The organism is Okeania sp. SIO3I5 (assembly GCF_010672085.1).
Classification (GTDB): Bacteria; Cyanobacteriota; Cyanobacteriia; order Cyanobacteriales; family Microcoleaceae; genus Trichodesmium.
Genome location: NZ_JAAHHT010000106.1, coordinates 1 through 22,870, shown reverse-complemented (window position 1 = coordinate 22,870; position 22,870 = coordinate 1). Strand labels below are relative to the sequence as shown.

Here is a 22,870-nt window from a genome sequence, read left to right as displayed (position 1 = left end):
AACGATTACAAAATATTAGTTAAGTTATCTACATAATCGTTCAAATATATACATATAGCAATCTTAAAATTTAGGTTGTAGTATTTTATCGTATTGTGGGCAAATATTAACCCGGTTTCTACGCTTTTTACACTGATACTACCGGATTTTTATATCATTTGGACTTACGCAAAGAAACCCGGTTTCTATGCTAAATCATTGTTTCTGACAATAAATATATACGAGAAACCGGGTTTCTGGGTTCCTCTGCGTAAGTCCCGATCATATCATGTCCGGTAGCATCGTTTGTGTATAAAATTAAGGTGATAATGGGGAAAAGCTTCTGCTCTCTCCCCCATTTCACGCGGGGGGTAGGGGGGATGCCTTCTGCCTTCCTTCCACTAAAGTCTCATTATTCAACCGGACATGATATTATATAGAATCCGGGTAATTAGTTATCGTATTACTGAGGAGTAATGAGTAATGAGTAATGAGTAATGAGTAAGGAGTAAGGAGTAAGGAGTAATATCAAATCCAGTTGAATACAAGAGTGTATTGTTGGGGGAGATGGGGAGATAGTCCGATTTAATAATGAACATATACTATATAACCGGATTCTATATTATTCTTGCCTGTTCCCTGTTCCCTGTTCCCTGTTCCCTCTTTTCTGGAGATGTCTAATTATTTACCGAAAAATTCAGGTATTAACTGTTCCATCTCCAAAAATGCTGCCACTCGTAAAATCAACGCTTCATTATAAGGTGCAGCAATAATTTGTACTCCCAAAGGTAAACCATTAGTACGGCGAATGGGAACCGACAAAACTGGCAACCCAATAAAAGACAAAGGTTGTGTATACAAACCCAAATTCGGACGCACTAACACCTCCTCCCCTGCAATAGTCATTTTTTCCTGCCCCAATAACGGTGCAACACAAGGAGTAGTAGGAGCCAAAATAATATCTACTTCCTTAAATATTTCCTGAACACAACCTTGATACCAAGTGCGGAAACGTTGAGCTTGGATATACCAATCTCCGGGAATTAAAGCACCTGCCAAAAAGCGATCGCGAGTTGCTGGATCGAAATCTTGGGGACGAGTGCGTAAATTTTCCAAATGCAAATTCGCACCCTCAGCAGCAGTAATAATATAAGCAGCAGCTCGCGCTCGATGTGCTTCGGGTATTGTCACCCGCTGAGTCACACCTAATGCGGACGCCACCTGTTCCACTGCTGCAAATACTTCTGGTTCCCCACCTTTAGCAAAGTGATCGTCAGCAATAGCAATGCGCAAATCTTTAATACCTTGGTTGAGTTGAGGCAAACAACTTTCAGGAGGGCGGTTAGTACAAACTGGATCTCTTGCATCCGCTCCTTGCAAAACATCATAAACCGTTGCAATATCTCCCACAGAGCGAGCAAAAGGTCCAACATGATCTAAACTACTGGCAAACAGAAAAACCCCTGCTCGTGATAAACGTCCATAAGTGGGTTTAAACCCAAAGACACCACACAGAGCAGCAGGTACTCGGATGGAACCGTTGGTATCGGAACCGAGAGTAATGGGTACTAAACCGGCAGCAACGGCAGCAGCAGAACCACCGGAAGAACCGCCGGAGATGCGGGTGATGTCATGGGGATTAGGTGTTGCGCCGTAATGACTATTTTCGGTAACGAAACCGTAGGCGTATTCATCCATATTGAGGGCACCAACTAGGATGGCACCTGCTTCTTTGAGTTTGGCAACAGCGGTTGCATCTTGGGTAGCGGGTGGGTTTTCGGCGTTAATTTTGGCTCCAGCGAGGGTGGTTAAACCTGCAATATCGTAGAGATTTTTGACGGCAAAAGGTACTCCTGCTAAAAGACCGGGATTTTTGCCTTGGGCAATGTCTTTGTCTATTTGTTTTGCCCTATTGAGTGCGCTTTCTGTCGTGATGGCAGTGAAGCAATTTAAAGTTTTGTTGCGGTTATAAATTTGTTCGAGAAATTTGGTTATTAAAGTTTCGGTGGTGGTTTTTTCTGTTTTGATGGCGGAGGCGATCGCTACTGCGTCTGTTTGGTTGAAGTTGATAGTCATTTCAGTTATCAGTTATCAGTTATCAGTTACCGAAAAAATTAAGGTATAAAGCTTCTCCATTCATGGAGAAAAAAGCGGTCGGCAAGCGGAGCAGTCCGTAGGATGGGATGCCGTTTTCGAGTAAGAGAAGAAAAAAAATTCCTTTTATCCCAATCCTCTCCTTTATAAGAAGAGGTAATTATTAATTATTAATTATTAATTATTAATTGTTGAACAGTACCTCCTAATGAATTAGGAATTTTTTGATTTTTTCTCCTTGATATTTAGAGGTTTTAAAACTTAATTATTTGGCAATAAAAAAGGAAGACTTGAGTTGTGTGGGTAAGGGTTTGGAGACCAAACCCCTACTATTAATTAGCAATGTACAATACCCCCCGATCATAGTAACCAAAGGAGGGTTTTACTAATTTCATTTCTCAATTTTTTATTCCCATTTTTCTAAGTCAAATTTTGGTGCAGGTTCTATTTCTGGTGGTAGGGAAAATTCTGTAACTAATTGAGCGATCGCTGCTATTTTTTCCATATTTCCTACTACACCAGGAAGGTGTTCTGAGTGTAATGGTAAATTTATTAATTCTGCCGTTAATTCCACATATTTTTCGATATTTTTCATGTTGATTTTTATCACTGAATTTTTATTCACATTTTTTATGTAAAGCCAACAAACTTAACTTTTGTAGGTATAGTTTCTGCTAATAATTTACCTTCAGAAAATACATACTTTACTGTAGCTCGTTTCCTAATTGCATGAAAGGGATTTTTAGCATCTAAAACTATCAAATTACCTGGTTTTCCTACTTTAATACCATACCTATCCTCCACATCTAAAGTTTTCGCACCATTCCTAGTAATCATTTGATAACAAGCATTAATTTCTGGGATTCCTGTCATCTGACAAATATGCACAGCCATATAAGCTACATCTAACATATTACCAGTACCTAAATTATACCAAGGGTCTTGCACACAATCATGTCCGAAACTAACATTTAATCCATGTTGCCATAACTCTTTAACTCGCGTCACACCACGCCTTTTAGGATAAGTATCAGTACGACCTTGAAGAGTAATATTAATTAAAGGATTAGCAACAAAATTAATTTTAGACTTCTCTAATAAACTCATTAATTTAAAAGCATAAGCATTATTATAAGAACCAAAAGCAGTTGTATGACTAGCAGTAACTTGTGAAGTTAAACCTGTCCGAATTGCACAAGCAGCAACTACTTCTAAAAACCTCGATTGTTCGTCATCTATTTCATCACAATGAATATCAATAAAACAGTCATATTTTTCTGCCAAATCAAAGATATAATGTATAGATTTTACTCCATCTTCCCTAGTAAATTCATAATGAGGAATTCCACCTACACCATCTACTCCTAATTGCAAAGCAGTCTCTAAAAGAGTCAGATTTTCATCTTGACTATAAATGCCATCTTGAGGAAAGGCAACTATTTGTAAATTAATCCAATTTTTGACAGTTTCTTTTACTTCTAAAAGTGCTTGTAATGCTGTTAGTGTTGGTTCGCTAACATCAACGTGAGTTCTAACAAATAATACTCCTTGTTGAGCTTGAGTTTTAAGAGTTTCAATAGCGCGTTTTTTCACATCTTCTAAAGTCAACCTTTGTTTGTATTCAGCCCAAATTTTGATACCTTCAAATAATGTGCCACTTTGATTCCACCGTGGTTTACCTGCAGTTAAAGCACAGTCTAGATGAATATGGGATTCTACAAATGGTGGGGTGACTAATTTTTCTCCAATATCAATTTCTTGTTTTCCCGAAGCAGGAATATCCGTTGAAATAGCAGTAATTCTACCATCATCAATAGCAATATCTACTATTTGCAATTGGTAGTTTGGTAGCAGTAAGCGACAGTTTCGTAAGATTAACTCATAAATTTTATCAGACATAGCATTCTCTGGGTTGATATTTGATAATGTTATAATAGTCTATATTATTTTAGTTAACTAGCTATCAGCTTTTAGAGCTAGACATACAAGTAGAAAAGGAGAAAAAAGAATTACAGTTTTTGCATAAATATTGTTAAATACTAACAACAATTTGAGCAAGACGCTTTAAGATTTGCAAAACTACATAGATATCATCTTGACGATTGAGAGCAAAAGGATAAGACTGACTATAAATAGGTTTATCTTGTTGAATAAGCTTCAAAAAATTAAACTCATTGCCATTAGTCACAAATCCAAAAGCAGGTTTAGTATTATCTTGATTACCTAACATATACGCCAGGGTTTGAGGAATTCCTGCTTCTAGGGAATATTTTGCTCTCTTAGACTCAATAACCATAATCCAAAAATGAGGTGTAAATATCAACAAATCAAGTCTTCCCTTAACAATTGTTCCTTTATCCTCAGAAGTAATTTGCACTTCTTTCTCAGCACTTAAATAAAATGGTGGACGGTAAAAACCTGCTAACTTCAACAAAGGCGATAACACCACCATTTTGACAATAGGTTCTAGGATAGGATATGCCGACAAATGAAAATAATCCTTTTTTACTTCATCTAATACCTGCTTTTCCTCATCTGAGAGTTCGGGCAAATTGTCTTGCCATTCTTGAAAGAATTGGTCATCATTTGTACGTTGAAGACCAAATTTTTCTTGTAATTGGTATAGCTCGATATTTTGAGCTTGGATATTTTCAACCATAGTTTTGTATATTCTTATTTATATTATACATCTCCGCAAAATATGTAGACTTTTTTTCAAAGTAGAGAACAGGGAACAGAAAAGATATTTTCAGTAAAAAGGTACAGAAAATGATTTTATCAGGAAATTTTACAACTCTACTTTATGGTAAATAAAGAGCAAGTTTATTTTCTAGAGATGTCTATTCTACACTCAGCAGTTAGCACTCAGCTAAAAGCTAAAAGCTGAATGCTAAAAGCTGATAGCTAGTTAAACAATTTCTAACTCTAAATTATGACTTTTAGCAAAGTCGTGAGTAAAATGATCCACAACATTTGTATCACTTAATTCTAGGTTGTAAAAATCCACAAAATCTTGATCAAAATAAGGACCAGCGTGCCAGGTTCCCACCTCTAATTTAATAAAACAATTCCCAGGAATTTTAAAAGCAACTACATCCTCTAATTTAGGTGCTTCTTCTAAACAAGGTGGAGCAACTGCCATTAACCATTCCTTACCTTCTAGGGAACCTAAACATTGAGTACATTGCACATGACGAGTAATTTTTGTAAACTTTCGACCTTTTTGATTTAACCTCATAATATAGAACCGTGGCGTACCATTTCCTAAACTTAATTGAGCATCATCTTGGTCATATTTTTTGCCATCTTTCCCAGCCCAAATTACTTGCCCAAAAGGTTGAAAATTCTGTAATGTAATTTTCTCGGCAACCAGTTGTTTAACTACTATTGATTTACTCATTTTTTTCTCCATTTTATTATTTTAATTTTATCCAATTTACTCTACAAGTTTTGTAAGGATTCAGCCGTCAGCTATTAGCTAGCCTCCTTACGGATGAACTGCGCAATTCAGCTATTGCTTTTGGTGTAGGTTCAAAGTTGTATCAATCAAGTCAAAATTAAATTTTACTACATAAAGTTGTTAAAGTCTATATTCATTTAAACTCCTTCCTTAAAATCAGGGTCTTATTGCTCTATTGCTGACTGCGAGCTAGCTGAATTCTTAAAGCTATATGAGCAACAATACATCACATATTAGACACATATAATTCTCCCTTAATTTCCCGAAAAATCTACTTTAATCCTTTCTTATTCCTTATTCAAAAGGGTTGAAAAATCGCCTCGGAATATCAATTCTATTTCCCCAATGCAAATGTAGATAAGAAGCATGAACTTGATAAAAATTCCAGCCTTCAAAAGTTGCCTGACTCTGATTTTCTTCCTCATCAACTCGCCACATTTTATATAGTGGTATTGGGGGTGCTTCAGTTAATTCAGAACGATGAAACTCATGCCCATAAACTTTAGTATTTGCTGCTAAAAAAGGAGTATTTATATTCGTAACTGCTTGCCGATATCCTAACTTTAAACTTTTCCCCATTACCGCCGTAGTTGGCAAAATTCCTACCATCTCCCAAGAATTACTATTAAAGTCAATAATTGCCTCAGATAAATACATCAACCCACCACATTCTGCATAAGTCGGCATTCCCAAAATAATTGCTTCCTTAACTGCCTTTCTAACAAAAACATTTTCACTTAACTGTTGAGCAAAAACCTCTGGAAATCCACCGCCAAAATATAAACCTTGTATTCCTTCCGGTAAATTTTCATCTTTTAGCGGACTCCAAAATACTATTTTTGCTCCTAACTCTTCCAAAATATCCAAGTTGTCTTGATAATAAAAATTAAACGCGCGATCGCGAGCCACTCCTATCAAAATTTCCGACCTTTTTTTATCAAAATTCTTGACAACTAATTTCGGGAAATTTATGCTCTTGTCTGGGGAATCTTGCCTAGATAAAAAGTGCAGAGATTCCTCATTCTTAACTTTCAAAATAGGTAGTAATTTTTCCCAATCAAAACAAGTCTTTGCTAAATCAACCAAATTATTAATTATCCTATCTAAATTCGGTATTTCATCAGTAGGAATTAAACCCAAATGTCGGTCAGGAATACTAATATTTTGATGCCGTCTGAAAACCCCAAGTACAGGTAAATTTATATATTCTAAAGAATTTTGTAGTAGTTGTAAGTGGCGATCGCTCCCCACCCGGTTCAGTATCAAACCAGCAAAATTAATAGTAGAATCAAAAGAAACAAAACCATGAGCGATCGCTGCCACAGAAGCAGACAACCGACTGCAGTCAAGCACCAACAAAACAGGCAAATTCAGCAACCGGGAAATATGAGCAGTAGAAGCAAAATCAGGAAAGCACTTATCACTATCATCTTCTCCCCCCCTTTCAAAGGGTGGTAAGGGGGGATTAAATCCCCCCCTTTCAAAGGGTGGTAAGGGGGGATTAAATCCCCCCCTTTCAAAGGGTGGTAAGGGGGGATTAAATCCCCCCCTTTCAAAGGGTGGTAAGGGGGGATTAAATCCCCCCCTTTCAAAGGGTGGTAAGGGGGGATTAAATCCCCCCCTTTCAAAGGGTGGTAAGGGGGGATTAAATCCCCCCCTTTCAAAGGGGGGTAAGGGGGGATTGCAAAACCTCACCCCATCAAACAAACCCATCACCCCCTCCACTAAAGCACAATCAACATCCTGAATATTACGCCCAAAACATTGTTGCACATAAACCTCAGAAGTCAAAACTGGGTCTAAATTCCGACAAGGTTTACCCGTCACATACTGATGAAACATCGGATCAATGTAATCAGGTCCCACCTTAAATGATTGCACCTTAAGATGTTGCCGTTTTAAATAAGCTAGTAACGCCAACGTAACAGTTGTTTTACCAACACCACTACGTTCCCCCGCAACTATTAAACTCAATATTTCCCCCTTTTTTAACTCACAAAAATTAATATAGCGCTACTTGAATCGGGAATAGGGAATAAGGAATAAAGAATAGTAAACTGTCACAGGGTTTTTCTTATAGGGAAATGCTCCGCAAACAGGATTTATAAATGTCCTAATCTTTGCTTCGAGTGCTATATCAAATCCAACTGAAAAGTCCTCCGCAGCATGAGAGGAAGCAATTTCAGGGGTAGCGCAAGATTGCTTCCTTCTGCTGCGTTCCAGTCACAATGACCTGCAATAACTAATTATAGGGAGAGGAGTCAGGAATCAGGAGTCATATCATGTCCGTTGGTATCGTTTGTGTAAAAACTGGGGAAATATTTACCGTCATGTAAGGTTTTTCCTTGTCTTGTAGGGGCGAACGGCCGTTCGCCCCTACTTCTCCCTTACCTTCTCTATACAATACCGATGCTACCGGACATGATATCAGGAGTCAAGAGGGAAGAGGAGGGAATTTTAAGCTATAAGGAGGAGAAAGTTTTTTGGTCGCGTAAGCGGAAGGTCGTTCTATCTCGCTCTGATCCGGACATGATATTAATTCTAAGTTTCAAAGAAATCATATTCCCTTGAATACTTGACTTTTTTCAAGATATTACTACTTGTACACCACTACCATATTTTTTAATATATCCCACACTCCCCACACCCCCCACACCCCCCACACTCCCCACACCTCCCACACCTCCCACACTTCCCACACTTCCCACACTCCCTCTTAGGAAACACCTTCCTCCTCATATATTTCATGCTCTCGGTTGATAAAAATCTCCGCCAATGCCTGATAAGCTTCCGCCCAAGCAGCTATCACTTCTGGCGTTGCCACCTCTCCCAAAACATCCTGCATAGCTTGCAACATACATTCTCCCACCATTGGATATTGTTCTGGTTGTACATGAGTTTGCACATGACGGTGAGCAATTTTTTCAACCGCTGATTTTAAAGCAGGCAAATCATCAATATGAGTAGCATAAGCATAAACTGCAGTTGCTAACTTTGCTGGTTGAGAACCATCCGCTTGAGCAGACATATTAAATTGCTCTTTAACTTCAGGATGATTTTGAAACATTATTTCATACATCCGAGTAGTAATTTCCTTGCCCTGTTTTTGGAGAATAGGAGCTGTAGATTTAACAATCTCAATTGTTTTTTGACTGACCATATATATTGTTAGTAATTGAATCTCAATATAATTTTATCTGGCAATAATTTACCACTGAATAAAATCAACTTTTTCTTTATATCTTTACTTTATATAATGCACCCTTTTGTTCTCTCTAAGTGATACTGTTCCACGGAAGTCATGCATTGAGTGCTAATGATACTCAAAAGTCAAAAGTAAAATTTTATAGGCTCGAAACTTTGACGCGCTTAGTAATTTCAGGAAATTATTTCAAATCTAAAACTTGAAAGTATTTGTGACATCTTTAAAGTGAATTGATATCAGAATATTTTTTATTCCCCTAATCCCTACTCCCTACTCCCTACTCCCTACTCCCTACTTCCTAAATTTTGATTGAGATTTAATAATTTTTGAGGCTTCTTGTAAAAGTAAATCTTGCTCCTTTTTGATTTTTTCCAACCTAGTCAAAATCTGCATTAATCTTTGGCGATTATTTATAATTTTATTTCCAGAATCCATTAATGTTAAATTTTTACCTAAATCAGTTGCGTTATAAAACTTTTTATTCGTAAATTTTGCCTCTACAGAAGTAGATTTATTACCCAAGCTCCAAATACTCTTAAAAACTTTGAAGGGGCTAGTTAAAATAAATAAAAATAATGACTTTCCTAAATTACTAACTACCTGCAACAATCCTAACAATATCAATATTAAAAACAAACCAACTACTAATGTAATTAAAGGATGATTTAATAACCAAACCATCAAAGGATGAGAGTTGACCCATTCTGCAATAGCAGGAGAAAAATAACTTTCAATCAATTCATTAATTCGATAACTAAAATTTTCCCTTGTGTGGATCATATTGTCAGCAACTTCAGCTACACTTTGTACAGCTTGGTTAGTAGTAGTAGTAGCAGTATCAGTCAATTTTTGAGTTGTTTCAACCAAAACTTCCTTTGTCTGTGCAGTTATTTCTGAAATACTACTTACAGCACTGTTCTTAGTTTTAGAAATCACTTCAAGACTTTGATTTTTAGCTTCACTAATACTATTAACTGATTGATTAGCTAATTCAGATAAAGAATTTTTAGCTGCTTCCGTTCCTTCAGAAATATACTCTTTGACTCGATCGCTTTTTTCAACCAAAAAATCTTTAGTCTGATTAAAACTTTCAGATATATTAGGTAATCCTATCTTCATATTTATCTATTTATTAATACTAAATTCATGCTTATGCAGTTACATCTTAATTTGTGATTTATTCCTAAAATAAAAAATGATAAATTCCATAAATTCTACAAATTAAATCTTTTTTCCTGTTCCCTGTTCCCTATGTCGTGACTGTAGCAATATAGCAGTCGAAGCAAAGGTTAGAACAGTTATAAATCCTGAAACCCTTTGATATAAAATCCGGTTATACAGTAATCGCAAAATTACTTCCTCAACTAAAATATGTTAAGCATGAATACGAATTTAAAAATTTATGCATTTTCATTTCCTTTCTTACTCCTGTAGGGGCGATTCACGAATCGCCCCTACGACTCTTTACTCCTTACTCCTCAGTAATACGATAACTAATTACCCGGATTCTATATGACAGTTTACTATTCCCTATTCCCTAGGGCGTAGCCCTAAAAAATAAAAACCTCACCTACTTGAGGCGAGGTCTTTAAAAAATTTTAGCAATAAACGAGCTACATACAATGACTAGATATTAGTCAAGGTTAGTCATAGATAATACCGGTTCAGTTTCACGGTTGAGACCCTTCTCAAAACCACCCTCAGCAGCACGAGCGCGACCTGCGTGCCATAAGTGACCAATTAAGAAGAAGAAACCAAGAATGAAGTGAGCAGCAGCTAACCAAGCACGAGGGTTAACATAGTTAAACCCGTTAATATCAGTAATAATACCACCTACAGAGTTGATGGAACCATTAGGAGCATGAGTCATGTACTCAGCAGCACGACGAACTTGCCAAGGCTGAATATCGTTCTTCAGTTTATTCAAGTCTAGACCATTAGGACCACGAAGAGGCTCTAACCAAGGACCACGGAAGTCCCAGAAACGCATTGTTTCACCACCGAAAATAATTTCACCAGTAGGAGAGCGCATTAAGTATTTACCAAGACCAGTAGGACCTTGAGCAGAACCAATATTAGCACCTAATTTTTGGTCACGGACTAAGAATACAAAAGACTGAGCTTGAGAAGCTTCAGCATTAGTAGGGCCATAAAATTCGCTAGGATAAGCAGTGTTGTTAAACCATACGAAAGACGCAGCAATTAAACCCATTATAGACAAAGCACCTAAACTGTAGGAGAGATAAGCTTCTCCAGACCAGATGAAAGCGCGACGTGCCCAACCGAAAGGCTTAGTGAAAATATGCCAAACACCACCAAAGATACAAGTTAGGCCGATCCAGATATGACCGCCGATTATATCTTCCATGTTATTAACACCGATGATCCAGCCTTCTCCACCAAAAGGTGCTTTGACCAGATAACCAAAGATAATAGCAGGATTAAGAGTAGGGTTACTAATTACCCGTACATCACCACCACCTGGTGCCCAAGTATCATATACACCACCAAAGAACATGGCTTTGAAAACCAACAAAAGTGCGCCACAACCCAATAAGATTAAGTGGTAGCCAATAATGTTAGTCATCTGGTTCTTATCTTTCCAGTCATATCCGAAGAAATTAGAATATTCTTCTAGAGTATCTGGGCCACGAACGGCATGATAGATACCGCCCAAACCAAGAACGGCAGATGAAATTAGGTGTAAAACACCTACTACAAAGTATGGGAAAATGTCAACTATTTCACCACCAGGACCCACACCCCAGCCTATAGTAGCAACGTGGGGCATGAGAATTAAGCCTTGTTCATACATTGGCTTTTCTGGGACATAGTGAGCAACTTCAAACAACGTCATTGCTCCTGCCCAGAATACAATTAGACCTGCGTGGGCGACGTGAGCACCAAGCAGTTTACCAGACAGATTAATTAGACGGGCGTTTCCAGACCACCAAGCAAAACCGGTAGATTGTTGGTCACGACCCCCCATCATAGAATTAGATACCGTTACCACGCGGTAAAACCTCCTAAGGGAATACTAAGTTTTGATGTAGCTGATTTTGAGGAGCTATCCAAGTTTAGATGCCCTACATCAGCAAAATGTTTTTGGTATAAAATGTTTGAAACTCTGGAGCTTCGTCTGCTGAATACCTTTCTGCTTTCTAAATCATAGTACGATTTGACATCCTCCCGACGCTGACCTGCACCTGTAGCGCGGGTCTTCAACCAACGTTGAGATAAAATTGCCCGCTTAAGGGTGAGGCTTTAAAGCCAATTTCGGTAAATACTTACCTATTTTGACTAAACGGGTGATTTTAATCAGAGTTTAGGCAGAAGCCAATCAGACTAAATCTACTGTTTAGAAAGATGAATGACCAGAGGCCATATTTTGCTTTGTTAAACAAGTTAACATAAGTATATATAGGTTTAATAAATTTGGCAATTAATCGTCTATCCCCAGGTAGGTAATTTCAGTTATCAGTTATAGCGCTAGGGAACAGGGAACAGGGAACAGGGAACAGGGAACAGCCGACTTTCAAAGGCATTCAGGATTTAGAAATGTCCTAACCTTAATGCGTAGTGCTATATCAGTTATCAGTATCTCTGGCGCTCACCATTGGGATTTAAATAATTAACTGAACCAAATATTTCTCTTGGTCGATTGGATGCTTAGGTAACCCATCCATCCCTAGACCGCTTTTTTCTCTCCTTAAAAGGGACTATGCTTTATAAACATCTTTCTTAACATAAAACTTGGGCATTAGACCTTAGTTTTTGGTCAAATTAATTTGAGCTTTACTTTAGATTTTAGATATAAATTATAAATATAGATTTAATAAATCTAAAAAATTTTAAAATCAAGAAAAGTATTATGGAATGTTTATGACTACTGAAACTTCAACAGGCGATCGCCTACTGCATCAAGAAATTATCGGTTCTCGTCGTCTCAGCAATTACTTCTGGGCCATAACTGTGACGATGGGAGGGATCGGCTTTCTCTTATCAGGAATCTCTAGCTATTTGAAAGTTAATCTATTAATTATTGCCGACCCTACCCAGCTCAGTTTCTTACCCCAGGGAATAGCTATGGGCTTTTATGGGCTGCTCGGTACAATATATGGAATATTTTTGTGGTTAACAATGATTTGGGATGTTGGCGGTGGCTACAATGAGTTTAACCAAGAAAAAGGCCAGATTATGATTTTTCGTAGGGGATTTCCTGGTAAGAACCGTAAAGTAGAATTTAATTGTACTACTGAAAATGTCCAATCAATTAAAGTAGATATTAAAGAAGGTATCAATCCTCGTAGAGCTATCTATCTCCGCCTCAAAGATAGTCGGCAAATACCCCTTACCCGTGTAGGTGAACCATTGGCCTTGTCAAAATTGGAAAATGAAGCTGCTCAACTTGCAAAGTTTCTGCAAGTTCCTTTGGAGGGGTTATAGTAGAATTTAGAATTTAGAATTTAGAATCTAGAATCTAGAATTCAGAATTCAGAAGTAATCTCTGAATAAGTTGGAAAATTTCAAAATGTTTCCATGAAATGCTTAGTTTTGCTTCAGTCAAACCAGAATCTTGAGAATTGAGAATTGAGAATTCAGAAGTAATCTCTGAGTAAGGAATGAAAATTTCAAAATGTTTCCATGAAATGCTTAGTTTTGCTTCAGTCAAACCAAAATCTTGAGAATTGAGAATTGAGAATTCAGAAGTAATCTCTGAGTAAGGAATGAAAATTTCAAAATGTTTCCATGAAATGCTTAGTTTTGCCTCAGTCAAACAAGAATCTTGAGAATTGAGAATTGAGAATTCAGAAGTAATTTCTGAGTAAGGAATGAAAATTTCAAAATGTTTCCATGAAATGCTTACTGTTGCCTCAGTCAAACCAGAATCTTGAGAATTGAGAATTGAGAATTCAGAAGTAATTTCTGAGTAAGGAATGAAAATTTCAAAATGTTTCCATGAAATGCTTACTGTTGCCTCAGTCAAACAAGAATCTCCCGTTATAATTTTTGATTTAACGATGAGAGTCTCAAAAAATCAATATTGAATTATTAGTGAAAATGCCAAGAAAAATTAGCCAGTCGTTATTGCTACTGTTCGTATGTGTAACTTTATTAGTGACAGGATGTACTGCTAACTCAACTACTCCTAATACGGAAGTTTCTAACCAAACTTCATCAAGTCAAACACAATTAGCTAATAAGTATAGTTACTTGCCTAAGCTCAACGGTAAAGCAACAGTAGTGATGACTGTTAATGCTTCTCCTATAACAATAGAAGTAGATGGCACGAATGCACCTATTACAGCAGGTAATTTTGTGGATCTAGTTCAAAAAGGGGTTTATGATGGATTAGCATTTCACCGGGTAGTGCGTGAACCTCAACCTTTTGTAGTTCAGGGTGGCGACCCTCAAAGTAAAGACCTTAATGTACCTTTAAAGAATTTAGGTACAGGAGGTTTTATCGATCCAACAACTTCTACCAGGCGTTATATCCCTCTGGAAATTAAACCTCAAAAAGCTACTGAACCAGTTTACAGCAAAACTTTGGAAAGTGTTGGTATTCAGCAGCAACCTCTTTTATCTCATACAAGAGGTGCTGTGGCAATGGCTCGCTCTCAGCTTCCTGACTCTGCTTCTTCCCAATTTTATTTTGCTTTAACTGACCTTCCTTTCCTAAATGGTAACTATGCAGTATTTGGGTATGTGACACAAGGGATGAAAGAAGTTGTTGATAATATTGAGGCAGGCGATCGCATTGAGTCTGCTAAAGTAGTCGAGGGTTTGGAAAATTTAACTATACCCAACAGAAGTTAAAAGTCAAAATTCAAAAGGATGAATCTTAGACTAGGAAATTTTTTTCCAACTATTCCTTGTTCCCTCACAGGAGTGCGCGTTCCCTCTCTTGGTCAGCATTCCGCAAGGGAGCTGTCGGCGACGCGGGGTCTGACCGCAAGCGAGCTGTCGCCGACGCGGGGTCGCACCGCTGTTCCTTACTATATAACTTAACTGTGAAAGTTGTAGTTACGGGTATTGGTTTAATTTCTGCTTTGGGAAACCTCGAACAAAGTTGGGAAAGGTTACTCAAGGGTAAGTCTGCTATTGAGTTACATCAACCTTTTGCAGAACTACCTCCCCTACCTTTGGGTATCATTGATTCTCAGCCTGTCGATCTAACTAGGTTAACTAACCAAGTTGTGGAAACTGCTGTCAAATCTTCGGGTTTGACACTTCCACTATCTGAATGTGGTGTAGTCATAGGTTCGAGTCGTGGCTATCAAGGTATGCTGGAAAAATTGGCAAAAAAGCAGTTGACTGGAAATAGTCAGCCAAATAATCTGGAAAAAGATTCCAGTTCTTTTATCGATCTGTTGCCACATCAACCTGCTATTCTTACTGCCAATTATATCGGTACAAAAGGCACTGTTTTGGCTCCAATGGCTGCTTGTGCGACGGGAATATGGGCGATCGCTCGTGCTGTAGAGTTAATTGAAGTTGGTCAATGTCAACAGGTTATTGCAGGCGCTGTGGAATCTCCTATTACGCCTCTAAGTATAACAGGATTTAGAAAAATGGGAGCTTTGGCTCAAACAGGTGCTTATCCTTTTGACTGCAGTCGGGAGGGGTTAGTTTTGGGGGAAGGAGCAGCTATTTTTGTATTGGAGTCTGGGGAGTTTGCACGGCAAAGATCGGCTAAAATTTATGGTGAAATTCGGGGTTTGGGTTTGACAAATGATGCAAGTTATGGTAATGCACCGGATTTGAATGGTAAAAGTGCAATGTTAGCGATCGCTCAATGTTTAACAAGAAGCGGTTTATCTGCGGAAGATATTGATTATGTTCATGCTCACGGAACGGCAACAGAATTAAACGATCGCCACGAAGCTAATTTAATTCAGAAAATTTTTCCTCAGAAAGTGGCGGTTAGTTCGACAAAGGGGGCGACGGGTCATACATTGGGAGCATCTGGAGCATTGGGTGCTGCATTTTGTTTGATGGCGATCGAACATCAGGTTTTGCCTCCCTGTGTGGGATTAAATGAGTCAGAATTTGATTTAGACTTGGTTAGGTATGCTCGTCAGTCTCAGGTGGAAAATGTTTTATGTTTGAGTTTTGGGTTTGGGGGGCAAAATGCTGCGTTGGTGTTGAGTAAGGTGTAGCGGAGGAGTTAGTTAGAAGTTTCAATCCCTAATAGGGATTTTTAGTTGTTTAAACATAGTAGAATTCTTCTACATTGATATCGAAGTTTAGGTTTCAATCCCTAATAGGGATTTTTAGTTGTTTAAACAAATTTGATAATATATATTTCACTTTATATGAGTTTCAATCCCTAATAGGGATTTTTAGTTGTTTAAACAGCCTACATACAACTCTCATACAGATGGAAAAATGTTTCAATCCCTAATAGGGATTTTTAGTTGTTTAAACCGCAGAACTTTATAAACCTTATCATATTTAGTTTTCGAGGTACATTTGCGCGAATCAACTTTATCTTACAATAAACCATCAAAAAATTGCAATACCCTTCCCGATAAAAATTCGTCAAACCATTGCCAAACAAAGCTTTCAGATTTTGCGCGAATCTCCTGCTAGACTCAATCGCCCTCAATCCCTTACCCACCAACAATTTCAACCACCTATTTTCCCTTACCCCCGCTGTACAGCTACCCATCGGCGCAAAAATCCTCCTATTCCACAAAAAATATAGTATTGTCCCTCATATCTGGCCTACCAATCTGTCCTACTTTCCATATTAACAAATTGTTATCCTGTTAGTAAGTGAGGTATGATTATGACGAAATTTCAAGAATTAGATATTGTTGCATTAACTGAGGATAGACAAACAACTCCTCCATGAAACAGGAAAATCTATTACTTTATATAGAGGACAAGTAGGAACAATTGTTATGGAATACGATAATAATGTTTTTGAAGTAATTTTTCTGATAATGATGGAACAACTTATGCAATGGAAACTATTCCAGGTAATCAAATAATGCGATTACATTATGAATTAGTGGAAGTTGTTGTTTAATCCTCGTAAATGTTTAGCTATTAATTATTTTTAAGGAGTTGATAATGTCTGTAGAATTATTGCGACGACTATTTACTGTAGATCAGTATTATAAAATGCTGGAAGCAGGAGTATTTAATGAAAATGAACGAGTAGAATTAATCAGAGGAGAAATTATAAATATGTCCCCTATGGGTATTCGTCATTCAGCTTGTGTAGACCGTATTAACGAACTATTTTTTTTGCGTTTAGTAAAATCTGTTATTGTGAGAATTCAAAATCCTGTAAGGTTGAATAATACTTCTGAACCACAACCAGATGTAAGTTTGTTGCAACGACGACCAGATTTTTATGAGACTCAACAACCTCAACCGGAAAATGTATTTCTCCTCATTGAAGTGTCAGATACAACAATTAAATATGACAGAGAAGTAAAAGTTCCTTTATATGCTGAGAATAATATTGTTGAAGTTTGGTTGGTGAATCTGACTGAAAGATGTCTGGAAGTTTACCGACAACCTACAGCGAATGGTTATGAAATTGTGCAGACTTTTCAAAGGGGTGAAACTGTGACAATTCAAGCTTTGCCTAATGTCACTTTTACTGTTGATGAAATATTAGGAGATTGATGAAATTTTTCAATATTAGTTACTCAATAATATCTGATTTTTTTCTTTTAAAAGATTAGCAAAAAAAGCTTTTATCTAAAACAAAAAAAAAAAATAGGTGAACGCTTAATAAAATTATTCTCAAGGAGTTGATAATGTCTGTAGAATTATTGCGACGACTATTTACTGTAGAGCAGTATTATAAAATGCTGGAAGCAGGAGTATTTAATGAAAATGAACGAGTAGAATTAATCAGAGGAGAAATTATCAAAATGTCTCCTATGGGTTATCATCATGCAGGTCGTCTGAATCGTCTTAACGAACTGTTCTTTTTACGTTTAGCACAGACTGTTACTATCGGAATTCAAGTTCCTGTAAGATTGAATAATACTTCTGAACCACAACCAGATGTAAGTTTGTTGCAACGACGACCAGATTTTTATGAGACTCAACTACCTCAACCAGAAAATGTATTTCTCCTCATTGAAGTTTCAGATACAACAATTAAATATGACACAGAAGTAAAAGTTCCTTTATATGCTGAGAATAATATTGTTGAAGTTTGGTTGGTGAATCTGACTGAAGAATGTCTGGAAGTTTACCGACAACCTACTGCAAATGGTTATGAAATTGTGCAGACTTTTCAAAAGGGTGAAACTGTGACTATTCAAGCTTTGCCTAAAGTAACTTTTACTGTTGATGAAATATTAGGAAATTAACAGAAATTTTCAGTTAGAATATTTAGAATAAATATAATTTTTCATACAAACAAATTCATAGGATTATTTTCAAGGAGTTAATAATGGCTGTAGAATTATTGCGACAACTATTTACTGTAGACCAGTATTATAAAATCCTGGAAGCAGGAGTATTGACTGGAAATGAACGAGTAGAACTAATCAGAGGAGAAATTATCAAAATGTCCCCTATGGGTATTCGTCACCCCGCTTGTGTGAAATGTCTTACCGAACTTTTCATTTTGCGTTTAGCACAAACTGTTACTGTGGGAGTTCAAGATCCTGTAAGATTGAATAATACTTCTGAACCACAACCAGATATAAGTTTGCTGCAACGACGACCAGATTTTTATCGGACTCAACAACCTCAACCAGAAAATGTATTTCTCCTTATAGAAGTGTCAGATACAACAATTAAATATGACACAGAAGTAAAAGTTCCTTTATATGCTGAGAATAATATTGTTGAAGTTTGGTTGGTGAATCTGACTGAAGAATGTCTGGAAGTTTACCGACAACCTACTGCAAATGGTTATGAAATTGTGCAGACTTTTCAAAAGGGTGAAACTGTGACTATTCAAGCTTTGCCTAATGTAACTTTTACTGTTGATGAAATATTGGGAGATTGATAAAAACTACAATAAAATTGCTGAATCTAATGGAATAAATAGTCTGTAATGAGAAGAACTGGAAAATTTTGAAGCGATCGCGATCGCCTCACAGTTAAATCAGTTTTATAGCAGGGAACAGGGAACAGGGAACAGGGAACAGTTCGAAAAGTATTTCCTAGTCTAAGATTCATCATCAGTCCATGTCCTAACCAATTCTTTCTTAGCTATAGAAAAAGAAGAAATGCGCAGGGGATAAGTCCACCTACGCACTGCAACTTTATCTTTTCCAATTATACCCGCTAGCAGAATCTACTGTAGCTTCAGCTAACGGAGTATTAATTTAGTAGATTTTTGTGATTTTTTTAAGTTGAGCAAAGATTGATTAATATCAAAATTGCCCACCCCAGCAATCTGATTTTTTCAGCGTTGTTGATTTTGGGCTGAAACTCTATCTATGTCAATTTCACAAGCCGTTCAATTTTGATAGTGATTGTTGTGGGTGTCATACCAATGTTTGTAGTTGTTCTGTGACAAGGTTTTGTCTAACTACTGGCTGTGCTGTCGGTGCTGGTTTTATTAGTCAGTGCAAGTTTTATGTAAATTCCATGCACTTGACCAAGCCCAACCTTCTACAGGTCCATAGGCCTCAGGAGATTGATTGCACCAGCCACCCTCAGGATGTGGTTTGCACTGGTATAGGTTACCGTCTGTACCTTGAACAATTGTTTCTCCAGATACATAGCTTCCTATACCGTCTGGGTAAACATAGTCATAATCGCCACACTCACCTGCTTCTTCCTTGTTAACAACTACTTCCACGCTATCAGTATCTGTCTTATCGCCATTGCTGACTTCCAGAGTAAACTGATAAGTGTCAGACTTGCTACTAGGCAATGGTGCATCAAAAGATGGTGTTGCCGTTGTGGGATTCATAAGGCTGACTGAAGGACCTGATGATTGTGTCCAACTATAAGTAATTGGTTTGTCATTAGGGTCGTAAGATCCTGTTCCATTCAAATGTACTGTTGCAGGTCCAGTGATAGTCTGATTTGAACCAGCATCAGCAACAGGTGCCTTGTCACCTGGATCGGGTGGAATCAGTCCTGTGATATCCTCGCAAGTTTCCCGATCAATATTCTCACCACAGAAGTAGAAATCTTCCATATCGATGTTTGATTCGATTACTTCATAACCTGCACCTTCATGAGCAGCATTGGCTAACAGACCAGCATCTTGATCTATTGTCCAGGTGAAAATACCTCCCAGGTTTTGCTCATCAGCATATTTACTTTTAACATACACAGAACGTGGCGTATCTATGGACATAAAGACACCGCTAGTATCGCTGTGAAGATAATCAGCATTAGCCTCAGCATCGGTATAGATGTGATAGCCATTTTTACCCGCTTGATTCTCGGGATCGAAGTAGTTATAAAGCACATCGTTGTACTCGCTAGCGAGAGGATCGAATGTACCTATTGCTTCTTGACCTTCTGGTATTATGCGAAAAGTACCTATAAGAGGAGAATGATCCGTAATGTGGGCATCTAGAGCATTACGACTATAAGCAGCATAGCCAATATAGACTTTCCTCATATCGACGCCGTGACCACGTAAATAATCGACAGATTCCTCTATTGAGTTTTGATTTTCTGGTGCTTCACCGTTTTCGTATGCCTTAAGATTGGTTTGGTGTGCTAATGCAGGTGCCCAGTTTCCACCAAAAAAGTCGTAAGTCATGACGTTGATGCCATCAAGACCAACTTGAAAGAGTTGGGGAATGTTGGAATCTGCCATTTTTTCTGGAACAGCTGAAGCAGCGATACTGATTTTCTTATCGCTCATTCCGTGGCTATCCAGATAATTACGCAATTCTCCCATAAACAAGACATAGTTTTCACCATCATTAGGACTCCCAGGATCTAAGCCACCGCCTCCTGGATACTCCCAGTCAACATCAACTCGACCAAACATTGGGAAACGCTCAAAAACTTCGCCAATACTTTCGATCAAAGTTGTACGACGACTTGGACTAGCTACTATACCAGAGAATGGACCACTCATTGTCCAACCACCTATGCTAAAAGCAAGTTCGAGATCGTGACCCAAAGCTTTCGCTTCGTTTTGGAGCCTATATAGACCACCAAGTGCACCAAAAGCCCGGCCTGCTTCTATCTTGCTTTGATACATATAGGGTTCGTAAACGCCACCTTGGCCAATGTCATATCCTCCTCCATCACCCCATTCCTGCTGAGTGAACTTGTTATTACGCCAGGCAGCTATATCTCCCCAAAGGTCGATAAAAGTCGCATGGTCTAGGCCATATCCCATTTGGTTACAAGCTGTTTGGACTATACTAGCTTTCTCACCTTGATCTCCACAAATTCCCAAGAAACCAATAACAATTTGATCGTAGGCTAATGGATTTACTTTGTCCATGTCGTATCCACGACCTGCCAAACTTGGGTCTGTCAAATTATCTAAACGACCGTCATATTGAGACCAATCAGTGTAGTATCCAAAGACTTTTGGCTTGCTAGAATCATCTCTGTAGGTGTTAAAAACTGTCTTCAGAACTCGAGCTGAAGTTAGGTTTTTTAGATCTGTGGAGGTTTCAGCCTCAAAACCTATCTGATTGTATGTGTCTTCAGTTCCTTGGTCTATTTGAGTCAATTCAGACGGACCGTTAGACGTATTGGACTGAAAATTATGCCAAGCTGCCGGAATGATAGGAGAGCTCATAGAAGAACCATCCTTAGTTATTGCCATCGCAGGTAGCATTCCTATCCCTAAATTACTAAAGAAAAAGAAAGCTATGGAGAGCAATACAGTAATTACTTGAAATTTTCGTTTCATTCTGTATGTCCTTTTTTCGGCCTTTTTGGAGTTATCCATCTTTGTTACCAAGATAAACAATACAGTATTTTTAATTGATTTTTCACTCCTCAAAAAAAAATTTTGCTTGCTTATACCAATTTCATAAATGTTTGCTACAAATATCTAGTTTTTTTTTCAGGAGTCAGGAGTCATAATAAATAGCTTTTTAGCCATTATTAGTTCATAAATTATTAAATTAGTCAAAGTAATATCTCCTGTTCAGTCTTTTTATTGCCCTGATTATTTGTAACATTATTTTTTTGAAATTGGTATTGATTGCACAAGTAAAATCATTTGTCAACCTGATAAAACTTATGAATATTTCCTACCCACAAAAGTAAAATTAGGAATGAGAATTAAATAATATCCAAAGTTTTTGTATAGAAGTATTGCACTGAAATACTTCTGTTTAGGAAATCTGGAAGTTAATAAATCCTCATTTCTTAGTAGATTGAATGTATCAGAAAATATAAAAAGGAGATAGGGAACAGGGAACAGGGAACGGGGAATAGGGAATAGGGAATAGGGAATAGGGAATAGCGAATAAGGAGGAAGAAATCAACATAAATATTTGTCGCTTAAAAAGTCTCGGAATATATGTACTGAATACTTCTTTATCTACCAAGTTTCAATCTCTTGAATTATTACCGCTTTTAGATTCACATCACAAGTTATGCTCTGTTAATACTTATTTGACAAACAGTCTCTTAGTAGATTGTCAGATATCTATTAATAAACAGCAAAATCAGTAATCTTGCGTCGCTCAGGTGTTTTGAAAGCAAGTACAATTTACTGATCAGGTATACCTAAATTAACAATTTCATTTGCGACACCCTCTTCTGTAAGATATTCTTGTATCCAAATTTTTTGGTTGATCATGTCGAGATAAATTAAAGTTCCATAAATTCGTCTACTATTTTGCCAACTTATTTCTATTAGTAATCAGGACTTACGCATAACCACTATATATAGCGAACGGCCGTTCGCCCCTACACCTGGTGTATAATTTGCTATTTTGCGTAAGTCCTGAGTAATATCAAATCCGTTTAATTGCACACACAATCAAGCGCCAAAGCGTAAATGAGTAATGAGTAAGGAGTAAGGAGTAAGGAGTAAGGAGTAATATCAAATCCGGTTGAATACAAGAGTGTATTGTTAGGGGAGATGGTCCGATTGTCCGATTACTGAGGAGTAATGAGTAATGAGTAATGAGTAATGAGTAAGGAGTAAGGAGTAAGGAGTAAGGAGTAAGGAGTAATATCAAATCCGGTTGAATACAAGAGTG

19 protein-coding genes are annotated in these 22,870 nt (G+C 37.5%); 7 read left to right on the top strand and 12 right to left on the bottom strand.

Going from position 1 to position 22,870, the window contains the following annotated elements; all coding sequences use genetic code 11:
• Positions 1-660: 660 nt before the first annotated feature.
• From F6K40_RS22150 to psbC, 9 genes are all read right to left on the bottom strand, one after another.
• Positions 661-2,055, bottom strand: coding sequence for an AtzE family amidohydrolase (locus F6K40_RS22150; protein ID WP_293139267.1), 1,395 nt, complete (start codon positions 2,053-2,055; stop codon positions 661-663).
• A gap of 424 nt (positions 2,056-2,479) precedes the next feature.
• A complete protein-coding gene (locus F6K40_RS22145; RefSeq protein ID WP_375340588.1) occupies positions 2,480-2,698 on the bottom strand; it encodes a DUF4089 domain-containing protein in 219 nt (72 codons plus the stop codon).
• Between the two features lie 5 nt (positions 2,699-2,703).
• Positions 2,704-3,972, bottom strand: coding sequence for a cytosine deaminase (gene codA / locus F6K40_RS22140; RefSeq protein WP_293139266.1), 1,269 nt, complete (start codon positions 3,970-3,972; stop codon positions 2,704-2,706).
• A 133-nt stretch (positions 3,973-4,105) separates the two neighbouring features.
• Positions 4,106-4,732 carry a type I restriction endonuclease gene (locus F6K40_RS22135; RefSeq protein ID WP_293139265.1) on the bottom strand — a complete coding sequence of 209 codons (627 nt, stop codon included), beginning with the start codon at positions 4,730-4,732 and terminating at the stop codon, positions 4,106-4,108.
• A 249-nt stretch (positions 4,733-4,981) separates the two neighbouring features.
• Positions 4,982-5,473: an ureidoglycolate lyase gene (locus tag F6K40_RS22130; protein ID WP_293139264.1), complete on the bottom strand. Its 492-nt coding sequence runs from the start codon at positions 5,471-5,473 to the stop codon at positions 4,982-4,984.
• A 354-nt stretch (positions 5,474-5,827) separates the two neighbouring features.
• Entirely contained in the window at positions 5,828-7,498 is a 1,671-nt protein-coding gene (locus tag F6K40_RS22125) for a cobyrinic acid a,c-diamide synthase CobB (protein ID WP_375340590.1), read from the bottom strand.
• Between the two features lie 751 nt (positions 7,499-8,249).
• Positions 8,250-8,693: a globin domain-containing protein gene (locus tag F6K40_RS22120; RefSeq protein ID WP_365672382.1), complete on the bottom strand. Its 444-nt coding sequence runs from the start codon at positions 8,691-8,693 to the stop codon at positions 8,250-8,252.
• Positions 8,694-9,029: 336 nt separating this feature from the next.
• Entirely contained in the window at positions 9,030-9,857 is an 828-nt protein-coding gene (locus F6K40_RS22115; protein WP_293139262.1) for a hypothetical protein, read from the bottom strand.
• Between the two features lie 514 nt (positions 9,858-10,371).
• On the bottom strand, positions 10,372-11,751 hold the full coding sequence (psbC, locus tag F6K40_RS22110) for a photosystem II reaction center protein CP43 (RefSeq protein ID WP_293139261.1): 1,380 nt from the start codon (positions 11,749-11,751) through the stop codon (positions 10,372-10,374).
• An 869-nt stretch (positions 11,752-12,620) separates the two neighbouring features.
• Between psbC and F6K40_RS22105 the strand changes: the two genes are divergently transcribed.
• Entirely contained in the window at positions 12,621-13,184 is a 564-nt protein-coding gene (locus tag F6K40_RS22105; protein WP_293139260.1) for a photosystem I assembly protein Ycf4, read from the top strand.
• A gap of 34 nt (positions 13,185-13,218) precedes the next feature.
• On the opposite strand, the gene F6K40_RS22100 is transcribed toward F6K40_RS22105, so the two are convergent.
• Positions 13,219-13,725: a hypothetical protein gene (locus F6K40_RS22100; RefSeq protein WP_293139259.1), complete on the bottom strand. Its 507-nt coding sequence runs from the start codon at positions 13,723-13,725 to the stop codon at positions 13,219-13,221.
• 74 nt (positions 13,726-13,799) lie between these two features.
• On the opposite strand from F6K40_RS22100, the gene F6K40_RS22095 reads away from it, so the two are divergent.
• The 6 genes from F6K40_RS22095 to F6K40_RS22075 all read left to right on the top strand — a co-directional run bounded on the left by F6K40_RS22095 (position 13,800) and on the right by F6K40_RS22075 (position 18,726).
• The gene (locus F6K40_RS22095; RefSeq protein WP_293139258.1) at positions 13,800-14,555 is read left to right on the top strand and encodes a peptidylprolyl isomerase; all 756 of its coding nucleotides are present in this window, start codon (positions 13,800-13,802) and stop codon (positions 14,553-14,555) included.
• Positions 14,556-14,749: 194 nt separating this feature from the next.
• A complete protein-coding gene (locus F6K40_RS22090) occupies positions 14,750-15,898 on the top strand; it encodes a beta-ketoacyl-ACP synthase (RefSeq protein WP_293139257.1) in 1,149 nt (382 codons plus the stop codon).
• 669 nt (positions 15,899-16,567) lie between these two features.
• On the top strand, positions 16,568-16,735 hold the full coding sequence (locus F6K40_RS41405; RefSeq protein WP_375340589.1) for a DUF4926 domain-containing protein: 168 nt from the start codon (positions 16,568-16,570) through the stop codon (positions 16,733-16,735).
• Positions 16,736-16,817: 82 nt separating this feature from the next.
• The gene (locus F6K40_RS22085; RefSeq protein WP_293139256.1) at positions 16,818-17,381 is read left to right on the top strand and encodes a Uma2 family endonuclease; all 564 of its coding nucleotides are present in this window, start codon (positions 16,818-16,820) and stop codon (positions 17,379-17,381) included.
• A 134-nt stretch (positions 17,382-17,515) separates the two neighbouring features.
• Positions 17,516-18,079 carry a Uma2 family endonuclease gene (locus F6K40_RS22080; RefSeq protein ID WP_293139255.1) on the top strand — a complete coding sequence of 188 codons (564 nt, stop codon included), beginning with the start codon at positions 17,516-17,518 and terminating at the stop codon, positions 18,077-18,079.
• Between the two features lie 83 nt (positions 18,080-18,162).
• A complete protein-coding gene (locus F6K40_RS22075) occupies positions 18,163-18,726 on the top strand; it encodes a Uma2 family endonuclease (RefSeq protein WP_293139254.1) in 564 nt (187 codons plus the stop codon).
• Between the two features lie 558 nt (positions 18,727-19,284).
• Here F6K40_RS22075 and F6K40_RS22070 read toward each other — a convergent pair.
• Together F6K40_RS22070 and F6K40_RS22065 are read right to left on the bottom strand one after the other, a co-directional pair.
• Positions 19,285-21,564: a glycosyl hydrolase family 18 protein gene (locus F6K40_RS22070; protein ID WP_293139253.1), complete on the bottom strand. Its 2,280-nt coding sequence runs from the start codon at positions 21,562-21,564 to the stop codon at positions 19,285-19,287.
• An 810-nt stretch (positions 21,565-22,374) separates the two neighbouring features.
• Complete coding sequence (locus F6K40_RS22065; RefSeq protein ID WP_293139272.1) at positions 22,375-22,515, bottom strand: element excision factor XisI family protein; 141 nt, start codon at positions 22,513-22,515, stop codon at positions 22,375-22,377.
• Positions 22,516-22,870: the final 355 nt, after the last annotated feature.